This is a genomic window from Streptomyces sp. NPDC044044, from assembly GCF_056434405.1.
In genome coordinates, this window is sequence record NZ_JBWKFG010000001.1 from 1081303 (window position 1) to 1104505 (window position 23203).

21 protein-coding genes and 5 pseudogenes are annotated in these 23203 nt (G+C 69.1%); 11 read left to right on the forward strand and 15 right to left on the reverse strand.

Going from position 1 to position 23203, the window contains the following annotated elements:
- Nucleotides 1-45 precede the first annotated feature (45 nt).
- Nucleotides 46-625 (reverse strand): annotated as a pseudogene (locus AC07AG_RS05275) (Tn3 family transposase); the annotation flags it as partial.
- Nucleotides 626-665: 40 nt separating this feature from the next.
- Nucleotides 666-1025 (reverse strand): annotated as a pseudogene (locus tag AC07AG_RS05280) (IS701 family transposase); the annotation flags it as partial.
- 284 nt (nucleotides 1026-1309) lie between these two features.
- On the opposite strand from AC07AG_RS05280, the gene AC07AG_RS05285 reads away from it, so the two are divergent.
- The gene (locus tag AC07AG_RS05285; protein WP_478751972.1) at nucleotides 1310-1672 is read left to right on the forward strand and encodes a hypothetical protein; all 363 of its coding nucleotides are present in this window, start codon (nucleotides 1310-1312) and stop codon (nucleotides 1670-1672) included.
- Between the two features lie 251 nt (nucleotides 1673-1923).
- Here the strand turns inward: AC07AG_RS05285 and AC07AG_RS05290 are convergent.
- Nucleotides 1924-2502, reverse strand: a pseudogene (locus AC07AG_RS05290) (DNA polymerase III subunit alpha); the annotation flags it as partial.
- A gap of 188 nt (nucleotides 2503-2690) precedes the next feature.
- Here AC07AG_RS05290 and AC07AG_RS05295 point away from each other — a divergent pair.
- Nucleotides 2691-4205, forward strand: a complete 1515-nt coding sequence (locus AC07AG_RS05295; protein WP_478751974.1) for an FMN-binding glutamate synthase family protein — start codon at nucleotides 2691-2693, stop codon at nucleotides 4203-4205.
- A 182-nt stretch (nucleotides 4206-4387) separates the two neighbouring features.
- Here AC07AG_RS05295 and AC07AG_RS05300 read toward each other — a convergent pair whose 3' ends face one another.
- Nucleotides 4388-6073 carry an acetolactate synthase large subunit gene (locus AC07AG_RS05300; RefSeq protein WP_478751975.1) on the reverse strand — a complete coding sequence of 562 codons (1686 nt, stop codon included), beginning with the start codon at nucleotides 6071-6073 and terminating at the stop codon, nucleotides 4388-4390.
- A complete protein-coding gene (locus AC07AG_RS05305; protein WP_478751977.1) occupies nucleotides 6070-6261 on the reverse strand; it encodes a hypothetical protein in 192 nt (63 codons plus the stop codon). Before AC07AG_RS05305 ends, AC07AG_RS05300 begins: the two co-directional genes overlap by 4 nt.
- 88 nt (nucleotides 6262-6349) lie before the next feature.
- Here AC07AG_RS05305 and AC07AG_RS05310 point away from each other — a divergent pair, with 88 nt between their 5' ends.
- Together AC07AG_RS05310 and AC07AG_RS05315 are read left to right on the forward strand one after the other, a co-directional pair.
- Nucleotides 6350-6607 (forward strand): hypothetical protein, encoded by a 258-nt coding sequence (locus AC07AG_RS05310; RefSeq protein ID WP_478751979.1) that lies wholly within the window; start codon nucleotides 6350-6352, stop codon nucleotides 6605-6607.
- Between the two features lie 82 nt (nucleotides 6608-6689).
- Nucleotides 6690-6986: pseudogene (locus tag AC07AG_RS05315) on the forward strand (preATP grasp domain-containing protein); the annotation flags it as partial.
- Nucleotides 6987-7271: 285 nt separating this feature from the next.
- Here AC07AG_RS05315 and AC07AG_RS05320 read toward each other — a convergent pair.
- From AC07AG_RS05320 to AC07AG_RS05330, 3 genes and pseudogenes are all read right to left on the reverse strand, one after another.
- The gene (locus AC07AG_RS05320) at nucleotides 7272-8750 is read right to left on the reverse strand and encodes an MFS transporter (protein ID WP_478751981.1); all 1479 of its coding nucleotides are present in this window, start codon (nucleotides 8748-8750) and stop codon (nucleotides 7272-7274) included.
- 499 nt (nucleotides 8751-9249) lie between these two features.
- A pseudogene (locus AC07AG_RS05325) lies at nucleotides 9250-10099 on the reverse strand (IS5 family transposase).
- A 66-nt stretch (nucleotides 10100-10165) separates the two neighbouring features.
- Entirely contained in the window at nucleotides 10166-10462 is a 297-nt protein-coding gene (locus AC07AG_RS05330) for a hypothetical protein (protein WP_478751983.1), read from the reverse strand.
- A gap of 324 nt (nucleotides 10463-10786) precedes the next feature.
- On the opposite strand from AC07AG_RS05330, the gene AC07AG_RS05335 reads away from it, so the two are divergent.
- From AC07AG_RS05335 to AC07AG_RS05350, 4 genes are all read left to right on the forward strand, one after another.
- Nucleotides 10787-11323, forward strand: coding sequence for a GNAT family N-acetyltransferase (locus AC07AG_RS05335; RefSeq protein ID WP_478751985.1), 537 nt, complete (start codon nucleotides 10787-10789; stop codon nucleotides 11321-11323).
- 312 nt (nucleotides 11324-11635) lie between these two features.
- Nucleotides 11636-14011, forward strand: coding sequence for a helix-turn-helix domain-containing protein (locus AC07AG_RS05340; RefSeq protein ID WP_478751986.1), 2376 nt, complete (start codon nucleotides 11636-11638; stop codon nucleotides 14009-14011).
- Between the two features lie 124 nt (nucleotides 14012-14135).
- Nucleotides 14136-14834, forward strand: a complete 699-nt coding sequence (locus AC07AG_RS05345) for an alpha/beta fold hydrolase (RefSeq protein ID WP_478751988.1) — start codon at nucleotides 14136-14138, stop codon at nucleotides 14832-14834.
- Nucleotides 14835-14928: 94 nt separating this feature from the next.
- Nucleotides 14929-15255 carry a hypothetical protein gene (locus AC07AG_RS05350; RefSeq protein ID WP_478751990.1) on the forward strand — a complete coding sequence of 109 codons (327 nt, stop codon included), beginning with the start codon at nucleotides 14929-14931 and terminating at the stop codon, nucleotides 15253-15255.
- Between the two features lie 226 nt (nucleotides 15256-15481).
- Here the strand turns inward: AC07AG_RS05350 and AC07AG_RS05355 are convergent, their stop codons facing one another.
- A complete protein-coding gene (locus tag AC07AG_RS05355; protein WP_478751991.1) occupies nucleotides 15482-16564 on the reverse strand; it encodes an Lrp/AsnC family transcriptional regulator in 1083 nt (360 codons plus the stop codon).
- Nucleotides 16565-16668: 104 nt separating this feature from the next.
- On the opposite strand from AC07AG_RS05355, the gene AC07AG_RS05360 reads away from it, so the two are divergent.
- Nucleotides 16669-17871, forward strand: a complete 1203-nt coding sequence (locus tag AC07AG_RS05360; RefSeq protein WP_478751993.1) for a M20 metallopeptidase family protein — start codon at nucleotides 16669-16671, stop codon at nucleotides 17869-17871.
- A 29-nt stretch (nucleotides 17872-17900) separates the two neighbouring features.
- Nucleotides 17901-19358 carry an MFS transporter gene (locus AC07AG_RS05365; protein ID WP_478751995.1) on the forward strand — a complete coding sequence of 486 codons (1458 nt, stop codon included), beginning with the start codon at nucleotides 17901-17903 and terminating at the stop codon, nucleotides 19356-19358.
- Nucleotides 19359-19549: 191 nt separating this feature from the next.
- Here the strand turns inward: AC07AG_RS05365 and AC07AG_RS05370 are convergent, their stop codons facing one another.
- The 6 genes from AC07AG_RS05370 to AC07AG_RS05395 all read right to left on the reverse strand — a co-directional run bounded on the left by AC07AG_RS05370 (nucleotide 19550) and on the right by AC07AG_RS05395 (nucleotide 22699).
- Nucleotides 19550-19909 carry a hypothetical protein gene (locus tag AC07AG_RS05370; protein ID WP_478751997.1) on the reverse strand — a complete coding sequence of 120 codons (360 nt, stop codon included), beginning with the start codon at nucleotides 19907-19909 and terminating at the stop codon, nucleotides 19550-19552.
- Between the two features lie 710 nt (nucleotides 19910-20619).
- Complete coding sequence (locus AC07AG_RS05375; RefSeq protein WP_478751999.1) at nucleotides 20620-21039, reverse strand: hypothetical protein; 420 nt, start codon at nucleotides 21037-21039, stop codon at nucleotides 20620-20622.
- Nucleotides 21036-21662, reverse strand: coding sequence for a hypothetical protein (locus AC07AG_RS05380; protein ID WP_478752001.1), 627 nt, complete (start codon nucleotides 21660-21662; stop codon nucleotides 21036-21038). Before AC07AG_RS05380 ends, AC07AG_RS05375 begins: the two co-directional genes overlap by 4 nt.
- A gap of 130 nt (nucleotides 21663-21792) precedes the next feature.
- The gene (locus AC07AG_RS05385; protein ID WP_478752003.1) at nucleotides 21793-21966 is read right to left on the reverse strand and encodes a CsbD family protein; all 174 of its coding nucleotides are present in this window, start codon (nucleotides 21964-21966) and stop codon (nucleotides 21793-21795) included.
- 38 nt (nucleotides 21967-22004) lie between these two features.
- Nucleotides 22005-22205 (reverse strand): hydrophobic protein, encoded by a 201-nt coding sequence (locus tag AC07AG_RS05390; protein WP_478752005.1) that lies wholly within the window; start codon nucleotides 22203-22205, stop codon nucleotides 22005-22007.
- Between the two features lie 143 nt (nucleotides 22206-22348).
- Nucleotides 22349-22699 carry a hypothetical protein gene (locus AC07AG_RS05395; protein ID WP_478752007.1) on the reverse strand — a complete coding sequence of 117 codons (351 nt, stop codon included), beginning with the start codon at nucleotides 22697-22699 and terminating at the stop codon, nucleotides 22349-22351.
- A 206-nt stretch (nucleotides 22700-22905) separates the two neighbouring features.
- Here AC07AG_RS05395 and AC07AG_RS05400 point away from each other — a divergent pair, with 206 nt between their 5' ends.
- Nucleotides 22906-23175 (forward strand): hypothetical protein, encoded by a 270-nt coding sequence (locus AC07AG_RS05400; protein ID WP_478752009.1) that lies wholly within the window; start codon nucleotides 22906-22908, stop codon nucleotides 23173-23175.
- Nucleotides 23176-23203: the final 28 nt, after the last annotated feature.

Genomic DNA, 23203 nt, shown 5'->3' on the forward strand with positions numbered 1-23203 from the left:
GCAGAGTCCGCGACCGGCTACGGCTGCGGAAGCTGACCGGGACGCTCACGCCGCTGCACAGTCGTCATCATCGTCAAGCCCGGCAGCGTCCGGCTCGCGCAGCGGCCGCAAGGCCCCGCCTGCCGGGGCGGAGGCGGTGAAGCTGTAGCGGCCCAAGACGTTGAGGTTGCGGTGCTTCAGCGAGGAGAGTCGGGCGATGTCCTCGTCCCGGACCTCGTGGCACACGTCGCGGGCCAGCTTGTGGGGGGACTCCTGCACGGTGAGCTGGCGGTTCATCTGGCGGCGGTAGTGTCGTCGACCGGGTCGACGACGCGGAGCAGGTGCTCGGTCTTGGCGATCCGACCGTACTCGGCGAACGCCTGTCCCAGCGGGGTCGGGTGGCCCTCGCGTCCGAACATCCGCAGCAGGTCGTAGGCGCGGACCTGGTTGGTGACCAGGGAACCGGCGACCGGAGCGTGTCCGGCCAGTGAGTGATCACCTTGTTCAGGTTGACCTGGTTGCGGGCCAGCGGCTCCTGCGGCCCGTACGTGCCTGTCTCTACGCTGGGAAGGGACGCGCGCCAAAATCGTTTGACGTCCAGGTCCTGCCGCACCTTCGGCTGCGGCGTGCAGGTGCGGCCCAGCACCGCAGCAGGTCCTGGAGGGCGTCGAGGACTGGGTAGAGGCTCAGGCCGCCATAGGGGCTTTTGGGCCATAGCGCCCCAGGGTGAGGAAGGCTTGGGCGGCGGTGACGAGGGTGACGTGGTGATGCCAGCCGCGTCAGGTGTGGCCCTCGAAGTGGTCCAGGCCCAGACCGTGCTTGAGCTCGCGGTTATCGTGCTCGATCCGCCAGCACATCTTCGCCCAACGCACCAGATCAGGGATGGGGGTGGAGACCGGCAGGTTGCTCATCCTTCAGCCGGTCGGCTCAGCAGCATCCTCGGGTTGTTCGACCAGCAGGGTCTGTTCCCGCAGCACGCCGTTCCAACTGCTGCGTCCACCGGCCTGTTCCTGGGCGGTGCGGCGGGCCTCCTTGCCCGACGGCCGCTGTCCTTGTCCTCGTCGATCCAGTGCTTGAAGGCGGGGGAGCGGGCGGGTGCGTCACGCAAGTACCAGGCGCGCCGGGCTGTATGAGCAGGCCGCCTCGTGCCTGCACTGCCGGCCTGTCACCGAGCTCGGCGCGCTGGAGTAGCTCAGGTGGACCTGCGAGTGACGGTGGCGGCCGTGCGGGCACGCTGACTGGCCGCCCTCGGACATCAGAGGTTCTGAGGGACCGGCTCCGGTCCTATGTTCCAGCGGTGCACGCAACGTCGAGCATCACGGGGGAAGCCATGCGCAGCACCATCCGGTATGTAGTCGTCGCCGTTCTTGCTGGTGGCGCTCTCGCGCTCACCGCGACCACCGCCACCGCAAGTGAGGAGTTCTGGCCCAGGGGCAGTGGGGTGGCTCCGGTCACTGACGGCGTTGACCCGGACTATCCCCTCACCGGCACCGTGGGCGCCCTCGGCGACGAGTACTGGCCCCGCGGTGGTGGCGTCGCGCCCGCAGGCGAAGAACCTTGGCCCAAGGGCTCGGGCGTTGGGCCTGCCAGTGCCGATGGGTACCGCGATATCGCGGGCTGGCTGCCGGACTACCCGCTCAACGTGAGCATCGGAGCCCTCGGCACCGAGTACTGGCCCAAGGGCTCCGGCTGACACCGGCCTGCACGAGGCGCCCGCGCGCCGCACCCTGGGGGTATGGCGAGCACCGCACCGAAATCGGCCGACTATTGAGGTTGCCCCGACAGATCCCTAGTGCAGCCCGTCCGCTTGGGGTGGGCAGTGTTGACGTACTTAACCGCGGATGTTGGGGAGATACCGAAGAACCACATGAGACGGACCGGATCAGCTGTCTGCTGGGCTTCGTTGAGGATGCGGTCCTGCCGCAGCCGGGATGCTGTTCATGGTCAGCCTGCCGAGCCGGGGGAGCGGTGGCCCAGGCGGCGCAGGTCGGCGGAGCGGCTGCCAGCGGGCCCGGCTTCTGCTCTTCCACGCCTGCGGGGGCGGAGGGCTGGGCCGGGGTGGGGGCGAGGGCGGGCTGGCCGAGCAGGTCGAGGGCGGCCTGCGGGCCGTGATCACGGCGAGTGGCCGCCACGGCTTTCCAGGTCCCAGACCATCTCGCCGACGACAGTGCGGCGCGGCCCGCGCCTCCACCGTGCCGCGCACCAGCAGCAATCCGGAATGGAAGATGGTGTGGGCGCACGCTTCGTGGGAGTCCTCGAAGAACGCAAGGTCGACGAGCCCGTGCTCCGTCTCCAGGGTGACGAAGATGACCCGCTTGCTGGAGGGGATGGGCGGCGTCTGAGTTGAGGCGCGTACGCCAGCGACCAGGACCTTCTGGCCGCGGTGCAGGTTCTTGAGGTGGACGGCGTCGGTGGCGCCGGCTCGCGCAGCAGCCGGTGATGGTGGTCCATCAGGTGCTGGGAGACGTCGATGGAGAGGACCTCGAGTTCCGCGCTCATCTGCTCGCGGCTGGAGAGTTCTGGACGACGACCAACTGACGGTCAGCTGGGACGCCACCCTCAAGAAGGTCTCCGGTCTCGGCCTCGGCCCCTGCGCCCGCTTCCCCGACTGCGCGCAAGAGGAGAGCCTTCGCCGCCGTCCGTGACATTTCGCTGTCGTGGGGTAGCCGGTCGTGGTGAGGTTCGGCCAGTCGAGGAGAGGAACGTCTTTCATGCGTGCTCGGAACATAGGCGCGTCAGCCGCCACGGCGTTGGCGCTGGTGGCCGCCCGCGACCTCGTGCAGAAGAAGCACGCACTGCTGAGGAACTTCCCCGTGCTGGGGCACGCCAGGTACTTGCTGGAGAAGATCGGCCCCGAGCTGCGGCAGTACGTCGTGACGTCCAACGACGAGGAACGGCCCTTCAGCCGTGACCAGCGCAGCTGGATCTACGCGTCGGCGAAGGAGGAGAACAACTACTTCGGGTTCGGCACCGACGACGACGTCGAGCACGTGCAGGGTCACGCGTACGTGAAGCAGCGCACGTTCGCCGGTCGGCTGCCCGATCTGCACGACCCGCAGGCGCCGTTGCCCTCGGCAAAGGTGCTCGGCGGACCACGAGGCCGCGCGAAGGCGTTCCGTCCGGCGAGTGTCGTCAACATCTCGGCGATGAGCTTTGGCTCGCTGTCCGGCGCGGCCGTCACGGCACTCAACAAGGGCGCGGCGCTGGCCGGGACGATGCACAACACCGGCGAGGGCGGCCTGTCGCCTTACCACCTCAACGGTGGGGAACTCGTCCTCCAGATCGGTACGGCGTACTTCGGCTGCCGCAACGAGGACGGGACGTTCAACCTGGACAAGCTCAAGTCCGTGGTCGCGAGCGGGCCCGTGAAGGCGATCGAGATCAAGCTCTCGCAGGGTGCGAAGCCGGGGCTCGGCGGCATGCTGCCGGGTGCGAAGGTGACCGACGAGATCGCCGGGATCCGCGACATCCCCGCGGGCAAGGACTGCGCGTCGCCGTCGCGGCACACCGCGTTCCACGACGTGGACTCGATGCTTGACTTCGTGGAACTGCTCGCCACGGAGACCGGATTGCCCGTCGGGATCAAGAGCGCCATCGGGGAAATGGGCTTCTGGGAGGAACTCGCCACCTTGATGGAGCGAGGTGATCGAGGGGTCGACTTCGTGACCGTCGACGGAGGCGAGGGCGGCACCGGGGCGGCTCCCCTGATCTTCGCCGACTCGGTGTCCCTGCCGTTCCGCATGGGCTTCTCACGCGTCTACAGCGTGTTCGCCGAGCGCGGGCTGACCGACGACATCACCTTCATCGGCTCCGGCAAGCTCGGCCTGCCCGAGAACGCCGTCGTCGCGTTCGCCCTCGGCGTCGACATGGTCAACGTGGGCCGTGAGGCGATGCTGTCCATCGGCTGCATCCAGGCGCAGAAGTGCCACACCGACGCATGCCCCACCGGCATCGCCACCCAGAACCCGTGGCTGACGCGCGGCATCGACGCACCCTCGAAGGCCATCCGGGCCGCGGGCTACCTGCGCACCCTGCGCAAGGAGTTGCTGAGGGTCTCGGGCGCCGTCGGCGTCGCCCATCCCTCGCTCATCACCCCCAACGACATCGACATCCTCAACGGCGACTACGACGCCCGCACCCTGGCAACCGTCTACGGCTACAAGGACGGCTGGGGCTCGCTCGGCCCCAAGCTCGCCGATGAGATCACCGAGCTGCTCACTGCCTGAGCACGTCCTTGCCCCCTCGTCGGGGATGCGGAGATACGACTGCGGCCTGATCAGCACGCGACATGACGAGTTTGCGCAGTCCTGTCCGAGGCGGTCCTCAGGGCGGGACGCTGCGCGCGAGGTGTGACAGCGGCCCGGGCAGCGCGGCCCGTACGGGGGTCGGGCCGCGCCGCGCGGGCGGGTCAGAGCGCCGAGTCGAGGTGCCCGAGGTGCTCGATGAGGTTCATGTTCTCGGCGTAGTCCACCGGGCAGTTGATGATCGACACGCCCGGGTCCGCCAGTGCCTCACGGAGCGTCGGCAGCAAGTCCCCGGCGGACTCGATGTGGTAGCCCTTCGCGCCGAAGCTGCGGGCGTACTGGACGATGTCCGGGTTGCCGAAGTCGGTGTTGGAGTTCTCCCCGACCTCCAGGTCCATCTTCCACTTGATGAGCCCGTAGCCGTTGTCCTCCCAGATCAGCACGGTCAGCGGGATGTTCTCGCGGACCGCCGTCTCGATCTCCTGGGAGTGCATGAGGAACGAGCCATCGCCGACCGCCGCCAGCACCTTCGTCTGCGGCCTGGCGAGCTGGACCGCGAGCGCGCCGGGCAGCGAGAAGCCCATGGTGGACAAGCCGTTGGAGATGAGACAGGTGTTCGGCGCGTACGTCGGGTAGAGCCGGGCCATCCACATCTTCAGCGCGCCGGTGTCGACCAGCACGATGTCCTCGCGACCGAGCGCGGCGCGGGTGTCGGCGATGACGCGCTGCGGGGCGAGCGGGTAGCGCTCGTCCGCGGCGCCCTGCTCGAGTTCCTTGGCCAGCAGCGCGCGGGTGGCCGTGGTGTCCTTGTCGTCGATCGTCCAGCGCAGGCCGTCGAGTTCGGTGGCGAGGGCGTCGAGGGAGGCGGAGATGTCGCCGATGATGCCGACGTCGACCGAGTAGCTGTCGTCCACCTCTGCCGGGAAGCGGTGGATGTGGATAATCTTCTTGTCGCCGTCCGGGTTGATCCGGGACGGGTCGAACTCCTGCAGCTCGTAGCCGACGGCGATGATGACGTCGGCCTCCTCGAACCCGAAGTTGGTGTAGTCGCGCCGCATGAAGCCGAACGTGCCGGTCGCGCAGGGGTGGTCGTCGGGCAGGACGCCCTTGCCGTGGAAGGTGGTCGCCGTCGACACGTCGAGTGCGGTGGCGAACGCCGTCAGCGACTCCTCGGCGCCGCCGCGCGCCGCGCCGTGTCCGGCGAGGATCACCGGCCGGCGGGCGTCCCGCAGCAGCTTCGCCGCCCGCTTGATCTGATTCGGGGACGGCGCCTCGGGCTGCACGACGTTCCTGCGCAGCGGGCGCAGGTCCGAGCCGTCCGTCGCCTCGTCGACATCCTCGGGCACGGCGAGGTAGACGGCGCCGGGCCGCTCGGACTCCGCGGTCTTGAACGCGCGCCGCACCATCTCCGGGATGGCCCGGGTGGCCGGGACGTCCGCCGACCACTTCGTGACCGGCGCGAACATGCTCACCAGGTCCACGAACTGGTGGGACTCCTTGTAGTTGCGCTCCTTGCCGACCTGCGCGCTGATCGCGACGACGGGCGTGCTGTTCGTCATGGCGTCGGCGACGCCCAGCATCAGGTTGATCGCGCCGGGTCCCAGCGTCGCGGACATCACACCCGCCGAGCCGGTGAGCCGGCCGTGCATCTCCGCCATGAAGGACGCGGCCTGCTCGTGCCGGGTGAGGACGTAGCGGATCTTCTCCGAGCGGGCGAGGGCGTTGGTGAAACGGATGTTCTCCTCGCCGGGCACGCCGAACACCACCTCGACGCCCTCGTTCTCCAGGCAGCGCACCAGGAGTTCGGCCGCTCCGTCGGGGGTCTGCTTCCGGTGCTCGGTGTCGCTCACGCTGATCGTGTCCTCTCCCGGGTTTCGGCCGCGCCGATGGGCGGACCGGTCAGTCGTGTACCCCGGCCCACCGCTCGGACGCCTGCGGACCGGGTTTTACGAGCCAGACCCTCGGATTTTTTGATCGCCGCCCAGCGTTCCTCGTCGTCAGAGACCGCAGCCAGGGTCTGGTGGGTGCTGGACGCCATTCCAGAGCATCGGTGCTGCTCAGGCCACCGGCTGGCCACCCACCGATACGACTTCAGGGTGTTGTAGGAACGTCAATTCGACGGGCCTGTGCAGGGCACCACGCGCATCGCCGTGCGGGCCTGCCGGATCGGCGGCATCGACATCGAGGCGGGGCAGAGGGTCGTCGCCTTGTTCGCGGCGGCCAACCGCGACCCGGCCGCCTTCGAGTGGCCGGACGACCTGGTGCTCGACCGCTCCCCGAACCGTCACCTCGGCTACGGGTGGGGGCCGCACTCCTACATCGGGACGACGGTCGCCCAGGCGGGGCCTGCGACTCGTTGCCCGCTGTCCTCCTTCCGCCGTTGACCCTTACGCCCACCTCTTGGAAGCCGCCGTGCGCATCCTGATCGGCAACCACATCGACCCCTCTACACGGGCGCGCGGCGACATGCGCGCCTTGACCCAGCGCCTGTTCTGGTTCGCCCGCCCCGGCGACTTTCTCGTCCTGTGCTGCGAGTCGGATGCGGAGTTCGCCGACGATGCCCTGGCTCACACCGGCGTGTGGCGCGAGGACCTGACCGTGCTGGCCGTTCCGCCCGGCGTATGGGGAGAGAAGCTGCTCGATCCCTCCTGCCTGACCGCGCCCGCGTTCCTCGACCGGGTGCGCGCCGCGCTCGGCCCGTCCGGGGCCGACGCGGTGGAGGAGGTGTTCGCGCTGTGGCCGTCGGCCGCCGTGGCGCGGTTCGCCGCCGCGGTGAGCGCGGCCGACCGGTATCTCGGCGCGGCGTTCTTCGCGCAGGGATCTCGGCGAGGTGGACCTCGTGCAGCCGGGGCAACACTCCCGTGTCGGCCCACTCGGCCAAGCGGCTCACTCGGACCACTTGGCCAAGCGGCGTCAGCAGGTCATGCCGGAGCCGACACCGAGTTCCTGCGGCAGGTGCTCCCAGGCGGTCCCGGTGTGGAGGGCGAACGGGATGTACTGGAATACCATCCGGTCCGGAGTGGTCCAACGACCTCGGAGATCACTTCGTTAGGGTTTCTCAGGCGTCTTGGCCATGGACGCGACCAGCGCTGCAAGGAGCAGGACGCCCGCCGACCACCAGGCCGCGATGGTGAAGCCGTGCACCATAGCCTCCCCCAGGCCCCGGCTGCGGGACGGGTGGGCGTCGATGTAGCGGGTGGCGGCGGACGACGCGATCGTGTTCAACAGGACGGTGCCCAGGGAGCCGCCGATCTGCTGGAAGGTGGAGACGGTCGCGGACGTCACCCCGGCGTCCTTCGGGGCGACCCCGGCGGTCGCCGTCGCATAGACCGGCATGAACGTCAGTCCCATGCCCAGGCCGAGCAGCACCAGCGCGGGCAACACCCCTGTGGCGTAGGCGGAGTTCACGCTCAGGCGGGTCAGGAGCAGCATGCCGACGGCCGCGAGGAGCATGCCGGGGGCCATCAGGTTGCGGGGGGCGGTGTGGGGCAGGAGCCGGGCGGCGATCTGTGTCGCGCCGATGACGATCGTGACGGACATCGGCAGGAACGCCAGTCCGGTCCGTAGGGGTGAGTAGTCGAGGATGGCCTGGAGGTAGTAGGTCAGGAACAGGAAGGCGCCGAACATGGCGACGGTGGCCAGGCCCATCGTCGCGAGCGCCGCCGCACGGGTTCTGTCCCTGACGATGTGCAGCGGCAGCATCGGATGCTTGGCGTGGGACTGCCACCACACGAAGACGGCGAGCAGGACCACACCGGCCGCGAACAGGGTCAGGACCAACGGGTCGGCCCAGCCGGCGGATTCGGCGACGCTGGAGCCGTACACGATCGCCACGAGCCCGCCGGAGGCGAGCAGCGCGCCGGGGACGTCGAGGCGCACCCCGCGCCGGCCGGGGCTGTCCTTGAGGAGGGCCAGCGCGCCGCCGAGGGCGGCCAGCGCGATGGGGACGTTGACGTACAGGCACCAGCGCCAGGTCGCGTACTCGGTGAGCAGGCCGCCCACCAGCAGCCCGATGGCGCTGCCGCCCCCGGCGAGCGCGCCGTAGATCCCGAACGCTCTGCCGCGCTCGGCGGGGTCGGTGAACGTCGTCGTCAGCAGTGACAGTGCAGAGGGGGCCAGGACGGCCGCGCAGGCCCCTTGCAGGGCCCGCGCCGCGAACAGCGTCCCGGGGCCGTCGGCCGCGCCGCCGAGCGCGGAGGCGGCGGCGAATCCGACCAGGCCGATCATGAAGGTGCGTTTGCGGCCGACCAGGTCGGCGATCCGGCCGCCGAGGAGGAGCAGGCCGCCGAAGGCCAGGGAGTATGAGGTGATCACCCACTGCCGGTTCGCATCCGACATGCCCAGTCCGTTCTGGACGGAGGGCAGGGCGATGTTCACGATTGTGCCGTCGAGAATCACCATGAGCTGGGCGCCTGCGATGACGGCGAGGGCCCACCACCGCTTCGGATCGGGCAACTCGGCCGCGTTCGCGGTGGTGTGGGGGACCGGCGTGGGCACGGTGTCCCCGGGGGAGGACTGCTTGGTCAAGGCGATCACATTCTGTGTCGGAGGTGTAGGAGCAGACGCGCGGTCCTACACCCCGGGACGCGACACAAGGGATCGCGAGAGCAGCGGACACCACCATGAGGTGCCGCAAGGGGGGAGAGTCCTACCGCGCGCCGAACGGGGGCACACGGCCGGGGGCAACTATGGCCGCAACACTCGTTGTCCAGTTCCAGTCCATGTTTCCCACCTCCTCCCGGCCGGGCACGCGAAGCATCGACGCCGAACGCGCCGAATGGTGCGGCAGTGGCCCCGCCGCACCTGACCTCCGACAGAGTAGGTCAGCCAGCCGGGGACGCAAACGGATTTACCCGGCGCGGTACGGGCTCCTCACGCTTCGACAAGCAAAGATCGCGCCGTGCCCAGCCGAGGAGGCTGCGGCTACGAAGCCCTGACCGTTCTCTTGCGGCTGGTGACACAGTTCCTACCGGTGCCCCCGATTCTCGTCGCCGACAGCGACTAGTGGGTGTCTGAAAAGCCCGCTTCAGGGCAGGGTTCTTGCGGAGCGGTGCAGGAAGAGCATGATCGTGGCGAAGTAGATCGCGTTCTCCTGGCTCGCGGCCAAGTACTCGTAGTCCTTCGAGAGTCGCCGGTAGCGGCCGAGCCAGGCGAAACTCCGCTCGATCAGCCAGCGCCGTGGCACCACCGCGGACATGGGCACCTCGCGTGGCGGGGCGTCGGCCTTGGCCCAGGTGCCGCGGAAGCAGCCGTCCTTGCGTTGTACAACCTGGACAGTGATGCCGGTCTCCTCGCGAACCCAGGCCAGGAACTCCCGGCCGCGATAGCCCTGGTCAGCCCACAGATGCTGCAGGCATGGGGACTTGTGGGCGCACCGGGCCGGCAGCACTGCCGCCCCGTCTCGGTCGCTGACGTCGGCCGGGCTGACGCAGACCGCCAGGACGAGGCCGAGGGTGTCGACCAGGAGGTGTCGCTTGATGCCCAGTACCTTCTTGCCGCCGTCGTAACCGTGCCAGCCGCCGCACCCGGTGGCCTTGACGCTCTGGCTGTCCACCACACCGGCACTTGGCGTCGGATCACGTCCCTGGCCAGTACCTTCCCGTGCCCGCAGGGCATAGAGGATCCCCTCCCAGCGGTCTTCGATACGCCACTTCCGCCAGTAGTGGTAGACGGTCTGGTAGGGCGGGAAGTCGTGTGGCAGCGGCCTCCAGGCACAGCCGGCCCGCGCCCAGTACGCGAGGGCGTCGATGATCTCCCGGCGTTCGTGCTTCGGTGGCCGTCCACCCGGTTTCGGCGGCGGCACAAGTGGCGCGCGCCAGCACCGCCCACTCCGCGTCGGTCAGATCCGTCGGATACGCAAGTCGTCCGCTGGTCATCCCGGCCTCCACCAGCGCAGGAACGACCAACTCGCCTGCCCTGAAGCGGGCTTCTCAGACACGCACTCATCGCGGACCTTTCGAGCTCTGCGGAGAGGTCCAGTTCTTGGCGGTCTGCACCGGGGCTCCAGAGAGCCGGCAGATCATCTCTCCCGCGCCATTGACCCTCTCAGTCATGCTTTTGCCGAAGCTGGCCTCGCTCAAGTAGTCGGCGGTGTCGGAGAAGTAGCCGTCCGACCAGCTGACGCGGAGCCGGACCGGCGTCAGCTTGGGGTACTTCCACGAGTCCACGCTCGACATCTCGAGAAGAGTGGCACTTGGCTTGCGCGCGGTCTCCTCGCGCCCGTCCAGCCAGGCCTTCACCGCGGCGGTGTCGGGTGCGATGGATGTGGAGTGCTCGCGGGTGGTCGTAGCAGTGGTACTGCAGGTCCTCGTCGGCGTCGAAGTGCCCTCCCGGCCGGTGTGCCAGGAGGTTGCCCACCGACCGCCATGGAGGCAGCCGGTCGAATCCGCCGCCGAAGGTGTCGCACCCGTTGTCGTAGTCACTGTTGGTGAAGCGCGTCCTGACGGACCGGTGCGCCGGGGTCAGTTCAATGAGCGGATCGTTGGAGAAGGAGGGACGTCGGGTCCCCAAGGTCGGTGGAGAATCGCTTGGCCTGTGCTCGGCGGAGAGATCATCATGGGGCCATGTCTGAGAACCGACCCTCCGTGACACCGACTGTGATGCGGCTCCCTCAATACACCAAGGCGAACCAGGAAGAGATTCTTGGCAACAGTGGTGATCCCTTCGGTGTCGCCTCGACCGGTCTGACCTGGCTGCCGAAAGAAGAACACTTCGGCATCAGACACGAGGACCGGCTCGTGGCACATGCTGGCCTGCTGCGACTGTCTGTCGCGATTGGTGGCGCCACCACAGAGGTGGTGGGCGTCGGCGGGGTGGCCGTCGCACCCAGCATGCAAGGCCACGGCCTGGCTCGGCTCGTCGTCACAGCTGCCCTGGAGCACGCCCGCACAATGGGTCCTCAGCACGCACTCCTGTTCTGCCGCCCTCCCCTCGTGTCGCTCTACAGGCGCCTCGGATGGCACCCGCTCGACGACGTCGTACTGGTCGAACAACCCGAAGGCCGCCTGGTGACCATGCCACTGCGGACTATGGTGACGCCCCTGCGCGACGACGCCCGCTGGCCCTCAGGGCCAGCGCGCCTGTTCTCGCTCCCCATGTGATGGAAAGTCACCCAGTACGGCAGGGCGCCGGTGATCGCGCAGTCGTCGTCCAGAGGGCCACCATCCGCCCGACCAAGTTCGGGCAGCCCTTTACCCGCTAGTCACTCCGCAAACTCGCCGCCTACCTGCGCCGCGTACAGGGCCGTTTGATCCGGATCGGCCGCGAGGCGTCATGGGCGGTGGATATCTGGCCGAGCCGCTGCTCGGCGCTCTCGTCGTAGTGACGATTGTCCGACGGTGCCTGCGCATACATACCGCGAGCTCGGGGACGGGCGTACTTGACCCCACGGCGGGGCAACGACGGCCTCAGGTATGTCCCTGCCGGTGTGCGGGCGGCATATTACGTACACAGCCGGGGTGGCCAGAGCGGGCGAGGAGGCGTGCGGCGCGGTCAGTTCGTTGTCTGCTGGGAGGGGAGGGGTGGGACTGTTGACCGGACAGCCTGGTTTCGGGGAAGCGCTGCGCGCTCACCGGCGCGCGGGACGTTTGACGTTGGAACAGTTGGCCGGGATGTCCGGGGTGAGCGCCCGGACGCTGTCGGACTTGGAGCGCGGACGCAGCAAGGGGCCTCAGCATCGCACCGTGACGGCGTTGGCGGATGCGCTCGCGTTGGACGAGGGGGCCCGTCGGCAGCTGGTCGAGCTGGCGCGCAGCGGTCGGCTGCGGGATCACTGGTCACGTCCGGGCGGTCTGTGTGAACTGCCGCGGATGGTCGATGACTTCACCGGCCGCGGTACGGAGCTGATCTGGCTGAGTGAGCTGGTCTACGCCGAAAGCACCCCGGGGGTCGGGGTGGTGGGACTCATCACCGGTGCGGCGGGCCTGGGCAAGACCTGCTTCGCGGTGCGGGCCGCGCACGCCGAGCGGCCGAGTTTCCCCGGCGGGGTGTTCTTCGTCAACCTCTTCGGCATGTCCCCGCACCCGATCGGTGCGGGCGACGCCCTGCGGATGCTGCTGCGCGCGTTCGGCGTCGCCGACCAGCAGATCCCCGGCGACCTGCCCGAACGGGCCGCCCTGTACCGGTCGCTGCTGCGCGACAATCGGATCCTGGTCGTCCTCGACGACGCCGCGTCCGAGGAACAGGTGCGCCCGCTGCTGCCCGGCAGCGGCGTCGGCCGAGTATTGATCACCACTCGGCGGCTGCTGGCCGGACTGGAGGGCGTACGCCGACTCGTACTCGGCCCTCTCCCGCTGTCCCAGTCCATGCAACTGCTCACCGGAATCCTGGGGGAGCGTGCCGCGTCCGACGACGAAGCGGCCCTGTCCCGGATCGCCGATCTGTGCGGCGGCCTGCCGCTGGCCCTGCGCATCATCGGAAACCGGCTCGCCAGCCGACCCGCATGGGACGCGGACGAACTCGCCCGGCGGCTGGCCAGGGAGGAGAGCCGCCTCGACCAGTTCACGGCCGGCGACCTCAAGATCGCCAACGCGTTCGGCATGTCGTATGAGCAACTCGCGGAGCGTGCCCGGCGGTTGTTCCGGCGCCTGGCGGTGATCCCGGGCCGGGACTTCGACGCAGCGCTGGCGGCGGTGGCCGGGGGGATGCCGATCGAGGACGCCTGGCAGGCGCTGGACGACCTCGTCGACCTCGGACTGTTGCACGATGGCACCGCGGGCCGCTACCGCTTCCACGACCTGGTCCGCCTGTTCGCCCGCGACCGTTTCCGCCACGACGAACCCTCGCCCGGCCGGGAGACCATCACCCCGACGATGACCTCGTGGCTGTTACAAACTGCCACCACGGCCGGGCGATGGTTCGAACCAGGCTACGGACGCCCCGACAGGCCCGCAGACCTCGCCGCCCTGGCCACGGCAGACGAGGCCGAGCAATGGTTACGCGCCAACGTGGGCAACTGGATGGCCGCGATGCGCACCGCGGCCGACGACGGACGGCACACGCTCGTCCTGGACTGCGCGGAGTCCATGCACTGGTTCTCCGACCACTGGCTACACGGTCCGCACTGGGGCGAAGTCTTCACTCTGGGAGCACAAGCCGCAGCCGCCCTCGACGACCTCCCGGCACAGGCAACTCAACTCAACTACCTGGCGTGGGTGCAGTCCGTACCGCCCAGCGACCCGCACACCGTGCTGCGATACACCGCGCAGGCGCTGGAACTGGCCACACACAGCGGGGCGAAGATGCAAATCGCTTGGTCACACCATTACAGCCAGAAGGCCCTCAGCACACTCGGCCGTCACGACGAGGCCCTCGACGCAGCCTCACGCGCGGCGGAGACCTTCAAAGCGCTCGGCGACATCGACTCCCACGCCCAGGGCCTCGTCGGGATCGGCAACTGCCTGCGTGACCAGGACCGTTACGGCGAAGCCCTGGAGCAGTACCTTCTCGCGCGCTCCCTGGTCGAGGACGAGAAATCCGGCATGACTCCCCACATCGCCGCCCTCGGCCGCCCGGTGGTGATCATCCGCATAGGCCAGGTACTGGCCCTGCTGGGCCGACGGCCCGAAGCCCTCTCCACCCTCAACGCGGCGATCGGCCTCCTGGACGACCTCCATGTTTCGAACTTCTGGCTGGCCCAGGCCCTGGAAGACGTGGCCGCCCTGCACGCAGAAGACGGCCGCACCGACCAGGGCCGGCACACCTACGCGCGGGCGGCGCAGGTGTACGCGGCGGCAGGTGACTCCGAAGCCCGCGACCGCTGCCACGCCCTGGCCACGGTCGGCGACTGAGGTGCGGAAGCCGGGCAGTGCGCAACTCTGCGTGCTGCTCTGCGTGTTCACCCGGTGCGCACACGACTTGTATGGGAGCCCTCGGACAGGCACCGGGCCTGTCCGGTCAGAAGGGACACGGGCCATGGCAACCCTCAGGAACATCGTGCTCGTCCACGGCGGCTTCGTGGACGGATCCGGCTGGCAGGGCGTCTACGACCACCTCACCGCCGACGGCTACCGGGTGTCCGTCGTACAGAACCCGACCGAGTCCCTGGCCGGCGACGTCGCCGCCACCCAGCACGTCCTCGACACCCTCGACGGCCCAGCCGTCCTGGTCGGCCACTCCTACGGGGGCGCCGTCATCACCGAGGCCGGCAACCACCCGAACGTCGCCGCCCTCGCCTACATCGCCGCGTTCGCCCCGGACAAGGGCGAGTCGGTCAGCACGCTGATCGCCGACCCGCCACCCGGCGCAGCCGTCCCGCCGATCCTGCCGTCCCAGAACGGATTCCTGCTCCTGGACCGGGACAAGTTCGCGGCATCGTTCGCCGCCGACGTACCCGAGAAGCAGGCCGCGTTCATGGCCGACTCCCAGGTCCCGTGGGGCGTCGAGGCGCTCGGTGGAGCGGTCTCCGAACCGGCCTGGCAGTCCAAGCCGTCCTGGTACCTGGTCGCCACCGACGACCGCATGATCCCTCCAGCGGCGCAGCGGGGCATGTCCGAACGGGCCGGCGCGATCGTCACCGAAACCCCGGGCAGCCACGCCGTCTACGTCTCCCGCCCGGCCGTCGTGGCCGCGGTCATCTCACAAGCCGCCGAGAGCTCGGAGGGCCGGTCCTAGCAGTTGCGCGCCCGCGTTTGGTCCGGGCGGCATTTCCGCCCGGACCAGACGCTTCGTACCCGCCTGCTCTGTCCACCACCTCAGGAGTATCCGCATGTCCGTCCGCCCTACGTTCACCCGCCGCAGAGCCATCGCCACCGGCGCGGCCGCCGCGGCGTCGGCCGCGATCCTCACCCCGAGCGGCGCCACGGCCGCGACCGGCAGCCGCCCCGCGCAGGGTGCCAAGCCGACCATCGTGCTGGTCCACGGCGGCTACGCCGCTTCGTCTTGCTGGAACGGCGTCATCCGGGAGCTGCGGAGCAAGGGTTACACCACGATCGCGGGGGCGAACCCGCTCAGGGGTATCCCCACCGACGCTCCGTACATCGGGAGTCTGCGATGGGTTGCTGCAAAGGGCCCGATGACATACGAGGTGCGGTGACTTCAGGTGAAACCGTTGCACAGCTCGCGCCGGCTCATCCACGGCGGCGAACGGAAGGCGAACGCTGCCGTGCACCGCATCGCTTGCGGGATGGCAAGGCCGTCACCCCAGACCCACGCCGTATCACCAAGAAGACCCGGGTGTTCCCCTACGCCGAGAAACCTGGACAGGGCGAGCTCTTTTGGAACTGATACGTCGCGTTGGCTGGGGCTGCATGCCCCGCCCCTCAACCGTCCTCCCCACGCTCCGGTGGCCGGGGGCTCGATCCGGCCGTGCGCACGTCCAGGGGGACTCCGCCGGTGCGGTATCCCTGTTCGTCGAGCAGATGGCCGCTGAGCTTCAGCGGCCACAGCGCCACGGCCCGGTCGGCGATCTCCAGGCCGGGTACGCGCTGGGCGAGTCGTACCTCGAAGCGCTGCACGTCGGCGAGGGACTTCACCCAGGCGACGACGAGGACGTTGTTCCGGCCGGTGACGCCGGCGCACAGCCGCACCTCACGGGCGCCGGTGACACCACGGAAGACGCGCTCCAGCTCTCCTGCGGCCGCCCGCCCCCATTGGATCACCGTGATCGGCCACTCGGACAAGGGGCGTGCGACCTCGCAGCGGGTCTGGAGCATGCCGGCGGCGAACAGCCGGCCGAGTCGTCGGCGGACCGTGTCCGGGCTCGCCCCGCAGGCGTCGGCGAGTGCGCGGTAGGTGGCGCGGCCGTTCATGGACAAGGCGGCGACGAGGGCGTGGTCCAGGTCGGTGAGCGGGAAGACGGGGGCCTCGGCGCGGGCGGCGCCGGCGTCGGCGAGGCGGGCGATCTGGGTGCGGTCCAGGACGCGCAGCCGCCAGCGGCTGCCCTCCGCGTAGACGGTGCTCGCGAGGTGGGTACGGGTGGCGACGATGCCCGGCATGGCGCCGATGCCGCGGGTCATCCAGTGGGTGAGCGCCGCGAGGTCCGGGGTCATCACGGTGAGCAGCAGGTCGCGGTCTCCGCTGACGTGTTCGACGGTCGAGACGTGGGGCAGCTGGGTGAGGGCCTGGGCCACGGTCAGCAGGCTGCCGCTGGCACAGTCCACCTCGACGAAGGCGAGCAGTCCCTGTCCCGCCGAGGCGAGGGCGGGTGACGGGGAGCAGCTGATCCAGGCGGCACCGGCTTCGGTGAGCCGGTGCCAGCGGCGGGCCACGGTGACGGCGTCGAGGCCGAGTACGGCGCCGATCTCGTTCCACCCGGCCCGTGGGGCGATCTGCAGTGCGTGCACCAGGGCCTGGTCGACGTCGTCGAGTGTCCGTAGCGGACCGTGCGCGGAATGCTGCGTCATTCGAAGTCCCTTGCGCGTTTCCTGCGATTCGGGGTCGATGGAAGGGTCAGGACTTCAGTCTTGCCCCACCGAAGGCCGGAACCGTATCAGGAGGTTGACGCAGCATGTCCGTACTGGAACGCGCCAGGGAACTCCAGCCCGATCTCGTGCGGCTGCGCCGCTCCCTGCATCGCGAGCCGGAGCTCGGCTTGCGGCTGCCGCGTACGCAGGAGAAGGTCCTTGCCGCGCTCGACGGTCTCCCGCTCGATATCACGCTCGGACGGGAGCTGTCCTCCGTCACGGCCGTCCTGCGCGGTGGCCGCCCCGGTGGGGCGGTCCTGCTGCGGGGCGACATGGACGCACTGCCGGTGGACGAACTCACCGGGGTGGAGTACGCCTCCGAGATGCCGGGTCGGATGCACGGCTGCGGGCACGACCTGCACACCGCCGGACTCGTCGGCGCGGCGACGCTGCTCGCGGACCGCCAAGAGAGCCTCCAGGGCGACGTGGTGTTCATGTTCCAACCGGGCGAGGAGGGGCACAACGGCGCGGGCGCGATGATAGCCGAGGGTGTCCTGGACACGGCGGATAAGCCGCTCGACGCGGCCTTCGCTCTCCATGTGTCGGCCAACCGGCTGCCGGGCGGCTGGGTCGCGTCCCGGCCCGGCACCGTCATGACGGCGTCCGACGTCCTGCGGGTGACGGTGCGGGGCGAGGGCGGGCACGGTTCGGCTCCGCACCACGCCAAGGACCCGGTGCCCGCGGTCTGCGAGATGGTGACCGCGCTGCAGAACTGGGTGACGCGCACCTTCGACATCTTCGACCCGGTGGTGGTGACCGTCGGACGGCTGCACGCCGGTACGCAACAGAACGTCATCCCCGACACGGCCGAGTTCCAGGCGACCGTACGCAGCTACTCGGAGGCGAACCACGAACGGCTGGCCCAGGGGCTGCCACGCCTTGTGCGCGGGATCGCGGCCGCGCACGGCCTGGAGGCAGAGGTGGAGTACGAGATGCTCTACCCGGTCACGGTCAACGAGCCGGCCGCCACGGAGTTTGCCCTGGAGACGGCACGCGACCTGTTCGGCGCGGGCGAGGTGTGGCACGCCCCGCAGCCCGCCAGCGGTTCGGAGGACTTCTCTCTGGTCCTGAACAAGGTGCCCGGCGCGATGCTGCTGGTCGGCGCGGCGCCCGAAGGCGTGGACGTGGAGAAGGCGCCGCAGAATCACTCGCCGCGGGCCGAGTTCGACGACCGGGTGCTCCACCGCCAGGCGGCGCTGCTCGCCGAACTCGCGGAGCGGCGGCTCGCCGCGGGGACGTCCGCGTGAGGGCGCCGCACGGGACGGAGGAGGTGGCGGTGCCCCGGGTCACCGCCGTTGTCGGTCTGCTGGTCGTCTTCGAGCTGGTCAGCGGCTTCCTCCAGGGGTCGGGCCCGGCGCTGGTGCCGGCCGTCCAGGACTGGCAGTCCATCAGCGCGTCGCAGGCGCAGTGGTACATGGCGGTCCAATTCCTGGCCGCCGCGGTGGGAGTACCGGTGTTCGGGCGGCTCGGCGATCTGTACGGGCACCGTCGGCTGATCCGGGTCGCCCTGGCCTGCGTCGCGGTGGGCACTGTTCTGGTGGTCCTCGCACCGAATCTGACGGTGCTCCTTGTGGGCCGTGCCCTGATGGGGCCGCTGGCGGCACTGCTGCCACTGGAGATCGGTCTCGTACGGGACCGGCTCGACCTCGAGGGCGCGCGGCGGGCCGTAGGGTTTCTCGTCGGCGCGCTCACCCTCGGCTCGCTCCTCGGCCACGGTCTGGCGGGCCCTCTGCTCGAACTCACCGGTGGTGTCCAGGCGACGCTCTGCGTCCTCGCCGCGATCGCGTGCGCCTGTCTGGCCCTCTCGTACTGCGCGATCCCCGAGTCCCGCACACGCGCGCCCGGCCGGATGGACTGGACCGGGGCGCTGCTGCTCGGTCTGGCGCTGCTGCTGTTCCTCGGCGCGACGGCACGCGGCCAGGCGTGGGGCTGGACCTCGCCGCTCACCCTGGGCGGCCTCGCCATCTCCCTGGCCCTCCTCGCCTGGTGGGTCCGGCTCGAACGGGACAGGCCGCACGCCCTGGTCGACGTCCGCGCGGTGGCCCACCCCCAGTCCGCGCCGTACTACATCTCCGGTTTCATCTTCGGCGCCGTGATGCTGGGCGGGCAGGCAGTCGCCATCTCGTACCTTGCCGCCTCACCGGCCGACGAGGGGTACGGCTTCGGGCTCACGACCTGGGAGATCAGCGCATGGGGCGCGGTACCCCACGTCCTGGCCTTCGCCGGGGCGAGCCTTGTGGCCCGGGTGGCGGCCCACTGCGGCTACCGGCGCGTCCTGCTGCTCGCCTTCACGCTGATGGCGGGCGGCAGCGCGGGGCTGATCGCCGCCCACACCGCACTGCCGCTGTTCGCCCTGGCCTCCGCCGTCGCCGGCTTCGGCATGGGCCTGGCCATGGGCGGCCTGCCCACACTGATCGTGGAGCGCAGCACCGCGGACCGCACGGCGAGCGCGACCGCCGTCTACAACAACCTCAAGACCCTGGGCGGCAGCGTCGCGGGCGCGGGCTCGGCGGTCGTCCTCGGCTCCCTAGTCGTCGGGGATACGGACGTCCCGGTGCTCTCCGCCTATCTGACGATCTGGGGACTGAGCGCGCTGTTGTGCGTGGGCGCGCTCATACTCCAGGCTCTGACCAATCGTCAGGCGGATGACTCAGGGTCGGCGCGGAACCCTGGTCCGCCTGGCAAGAACACCTCACCAAGATGGGATGCGAGATCTCAGGGTGGCACGACATAGCCGAGCAATGCCTGATGCCCGCGTCGATTGGGACTCGCCGCTTGGTGAGCGCCAATGGCAGGTTCGGTGTTCGTGGTTGAGGGCTTCCTGAACCGTGGCGAGGGTCCGGTACCTGGACAGCAGTGTGGGCCCGACCGGCACGCGCCGGTCGGGCCCACACTGCGTGCGGAGGGTTCTTGCTGAGTGGCTGTTCAGTGGTCGGAATAGCTGAAGTCGCCCACGGTCCAGGTGCTGATGTCTTCGATTGCCACGCGGTACATCCCGCCCGTCTCGGGGATTCCCACGGTCCCCTGCAGGATCCGGGCGACATGGAAGTGCAGATACGTAGGCGGCCCGTCCTTCTTCGCCGGGGTGTCGAAGACGGCGGAGAACTCTGCCAAGCGGTCCGAGTCCGTCAGCACCTCCGCCACCCTCTGCCGCCACACTGCTTCGGGAGCTAGACGGCCGGTGATGACAGCACCACCGGTGACCACGGTTAGGGACATCTGGTTGCTCTGCCCGGATTCCACCAGGGCGGCGACGTTAACGAGCAGCTCGTCAGGCTTCGACATGCGACAGATTATATTCGCCGGCCGGCCAGCTGCTTGAGCGGCGGTGCTGGGGTGCTAACGAGGAGGACGGGCGCTCACAGTCTTGCTGCCGGAGGCCCGGCTGGCGGCCGCGGTGGAGCAGGCGAGGCGGTTGACCATGGGCCGGGCCGAAGCCTCCGCCGTTCGCTGAACGCCTGGCGAGCAACTTCACGAGCGGCAGCCGTCCGCCACCTGCCCGGCTTACCCCATTGGGAAACGACGTCGTTCCACAAGGGCGCCGTGGCGAACACGTTCCCCTTTGCCCACTTGAGCCGAAACATGGCGTCGCCCTGTCTCTCGGACAGGTGCGGCGACCTGAAGAAGGGCTTCTCGGTCCACCGTTCGTACTTGTCCAGATACAGCTCCACGAGCTGCTCACGTGCTGTGGCTGTGGGCTCCACCCGCCGGTCTGTCGGTCCGGAGCCGACCGCCCCCAAGCTCGATGCCCAGGCACCCGCACCTCCCGCCGACCCCGGAACGGTGTCCCACACCTCAGCCTCCGGTCCGGCCGGAGCGTTCACCACATCGCCGTCCAGGTGCGGGTCTCCGCAGTTCCTCATCGCGGCCGCCGGTCAAGCAGGAACCCCCTGCGGTACCTGCTGGACCGTGAGGCCGGTGGGCGAAGGGCCTTGACACGCGCAGGCTGCGCAGCGCCTGTACGAAAAGGTTGTGTGCCACCAGCCCGTCCTGGTTCAGATGCGCAGCAGCCGCTCCGTGGTCTCTTGGTACTGGCGCAGGGCGAGGCGTAGTTCCTCGGTCTGTGCTTCGGTGTCCTGGTCCTGCCAGCTTGCGCGCAGGGTGTGGCGTCGTTCGGTGAGTACGTTGGTCAGGTGGGTGGCGGCTTCCTCGAAGACACTGTCGGCCTCTTGGACCGCCTGGTGCGGGTTCTCGACGAAGGTACTGAGGGCCTGCTGGAGGCGCATGGTCATCTTGTCCCGGTCACCTTGCGGGATCAGCATCGCCGTCGGGGTCTGACCGGATTGGGCAGCATGGATGCCGGACTGGTGCGGGGGGCGGGTCGGTTCGGCCGGAGATGCCTGTGGGGCGCGCTGCTTCGCGGATTCCGGGATCGTGGTTGAGGGTTGCTGGGCGCGTTCTTCGTCGTACCTCATGATGTGCCGCTTTCCTTGGCATGCCGCCTGCCGGGTGTCCGCGACGGGCGGCCATGGTCGTTGACGGACTGCGTATGGTGCCGGTCGTTGTGGGTGGGTTGTGCGGTGGCCAGTGCCTCGAAGAGGCTGCGGGCCTCGACCATGGCCTCTCGCATTTCCTCGGTGCCGCTGTGACCACGGGCCGCGGTATGCATGCGGCGATAGCCCTGCACGCAATGGGCGTGGTGGACGGAGAGGGCGGCGATCCGCTCCTCGAACTGCTCCCCATCGGGGTATCCCCGGTCCCTGGCCAGCCGCGCGAGCAGCATGTCGGCCTCGGTGACCGCCTTCTGCGGCGATGCGACGAACTGATCCTGAACGTCGGCCCATTGAGCCAGGTAGTACTCGCGTTCCTCGGGCGACAGCGGCATCTCCTGGAGTGAACCGTGCCGCTTCACACGCTCGCCGAGATCCCGTTCGGCGGCTTTTACGTCGCCGTCGTGGTCAGTGATCGCGCGCTGGTACTCGGGTCCGAAGCGGCTCTGCAGGCCGCGCTTGCCACCGCCGGGAGTGCGTGTCTGCTTGATGAAGAAGAAGGCGGTCGCTGCGATGACCACCACAGCGATGATCACGATGATGAACATGGCTGCCTTCTCCGCCTCATGCTCTGTTCGGTGCTCTGCTTCATCTGCCTCAACCTCTATTGAGTTGCTCCCTGTTGGTGCCGGCCGGGTGGCGTCCACGTGGCGTGAGTACCACCCGGGGCGTTTGTGGTCAGCGTCGGAAGGCGTTCTTGGCCTTGTCGCCGGACTGCTTCAGGTTTCCCGACATCCGGTCGGTCCTGCCTTCGCGCTCAAGTCGCTTGTTGCGGGTGCCGCGGCCGACGCGCTGAGTGACCCGGCCCTTGAGCGCCTGCACTTTGTTCCGGAACGTGTTTCCTGTACTCATGGCTGTCCTCTGTTTGACCTTGATGGTGGAGTGCCGGGCTATCCGCGGCTGCGGCTGAACCGTCCCCGGCCACCGCCGCGGCTGCGACTACCGCCGCCGCGGCCGCTGCGGCCGCGCATGACGAATGCGATGAGCCAGACCGCCAGCAGTACCGCTGCGACGTACCAAAGGACCTGCATGGTGAAGCCGAACCCGAAGATCACCAGGATCAGCAGAAGGAGAAGAATCCAGAACAACATCGCCGGGCCTCCAGATCGCGCGGAGAGGTTCTTGGTATCCGCGGGGTCCGGGCGAAGCGGGAAGGTGGAATGCCTCGACCGAACGGTCCGGAGTGGCACAGCCCTATGCCGTGCCGTCAGTCAACGCCTGCTCATGACTCCTGTCAACGGCCGTTGAGCGGGGTGGGGTTGGGTGCGGGATGCGGGGCTGTTGAGGTCATCGGCGATGTGAGGGGAGCGTGGGCGGGGTCGGCCGGGGGCAGGATGCGGTCCTCCCACCAGGACAGTCCCATCACGGTGGCGAGCAGGATGAAGGGGACGAGAGCGACCAGCGCGTACATGGATACCGCCTGCTTGAGGGCGTGTGCGGCGAGGCGGACATGGCTTGGGATGTCCGCGTGAAGCGCACCGAGCCGTTGCCGTGGTCGCTGTGGGGACGCGGCGAGGGCGAAGGCGGCCACGTGGTGTTGCGGCGGTGCCGCCTGCGGTGCGCGAGCCGCGCCTCTGAGGGGCACGGCAACCAGTCGATGCTGCCGGGGGCCGGGGCGGCACCGTGCACGCTAATCGCCGCCTCATTTCCTGACAAGCTGTCAAGTAGCCCTGTGCGCACGGCGATATGTGGTGCCGTCGAAAGGTATCCCCGACCTCTTGACAGGGCTACGCTGCGAAGCAAGGCCCCGGACCCCGGCAGTGATGATCTTTTCCGCCCGGGAGGCCCGCCGTGATCGTCTTGTTCGTCATCCTTGCCGTGGCTCTGCTCGGTTTCGGATTCTTGAATCCCATGTGGTGGGCGGCCGCAGCCGTGCTGATTTTCGGAGCTGTCCACTACGGCCGGGGTGGCCGGGGGAGCCGGGATCAGGGCGGCAATTCCGAGTACCGCGACTATCGGGACTACCGGGATCGCCAGGACCGCTGGGATCGCCGCTACCGACGCCAGCGCCGAGGGCGCTGGAACCGCCAGGACCGCCGGGACGAACAGCACCACCGGTAGCCGACTCGGGCATCCGATTCCCGAGCGT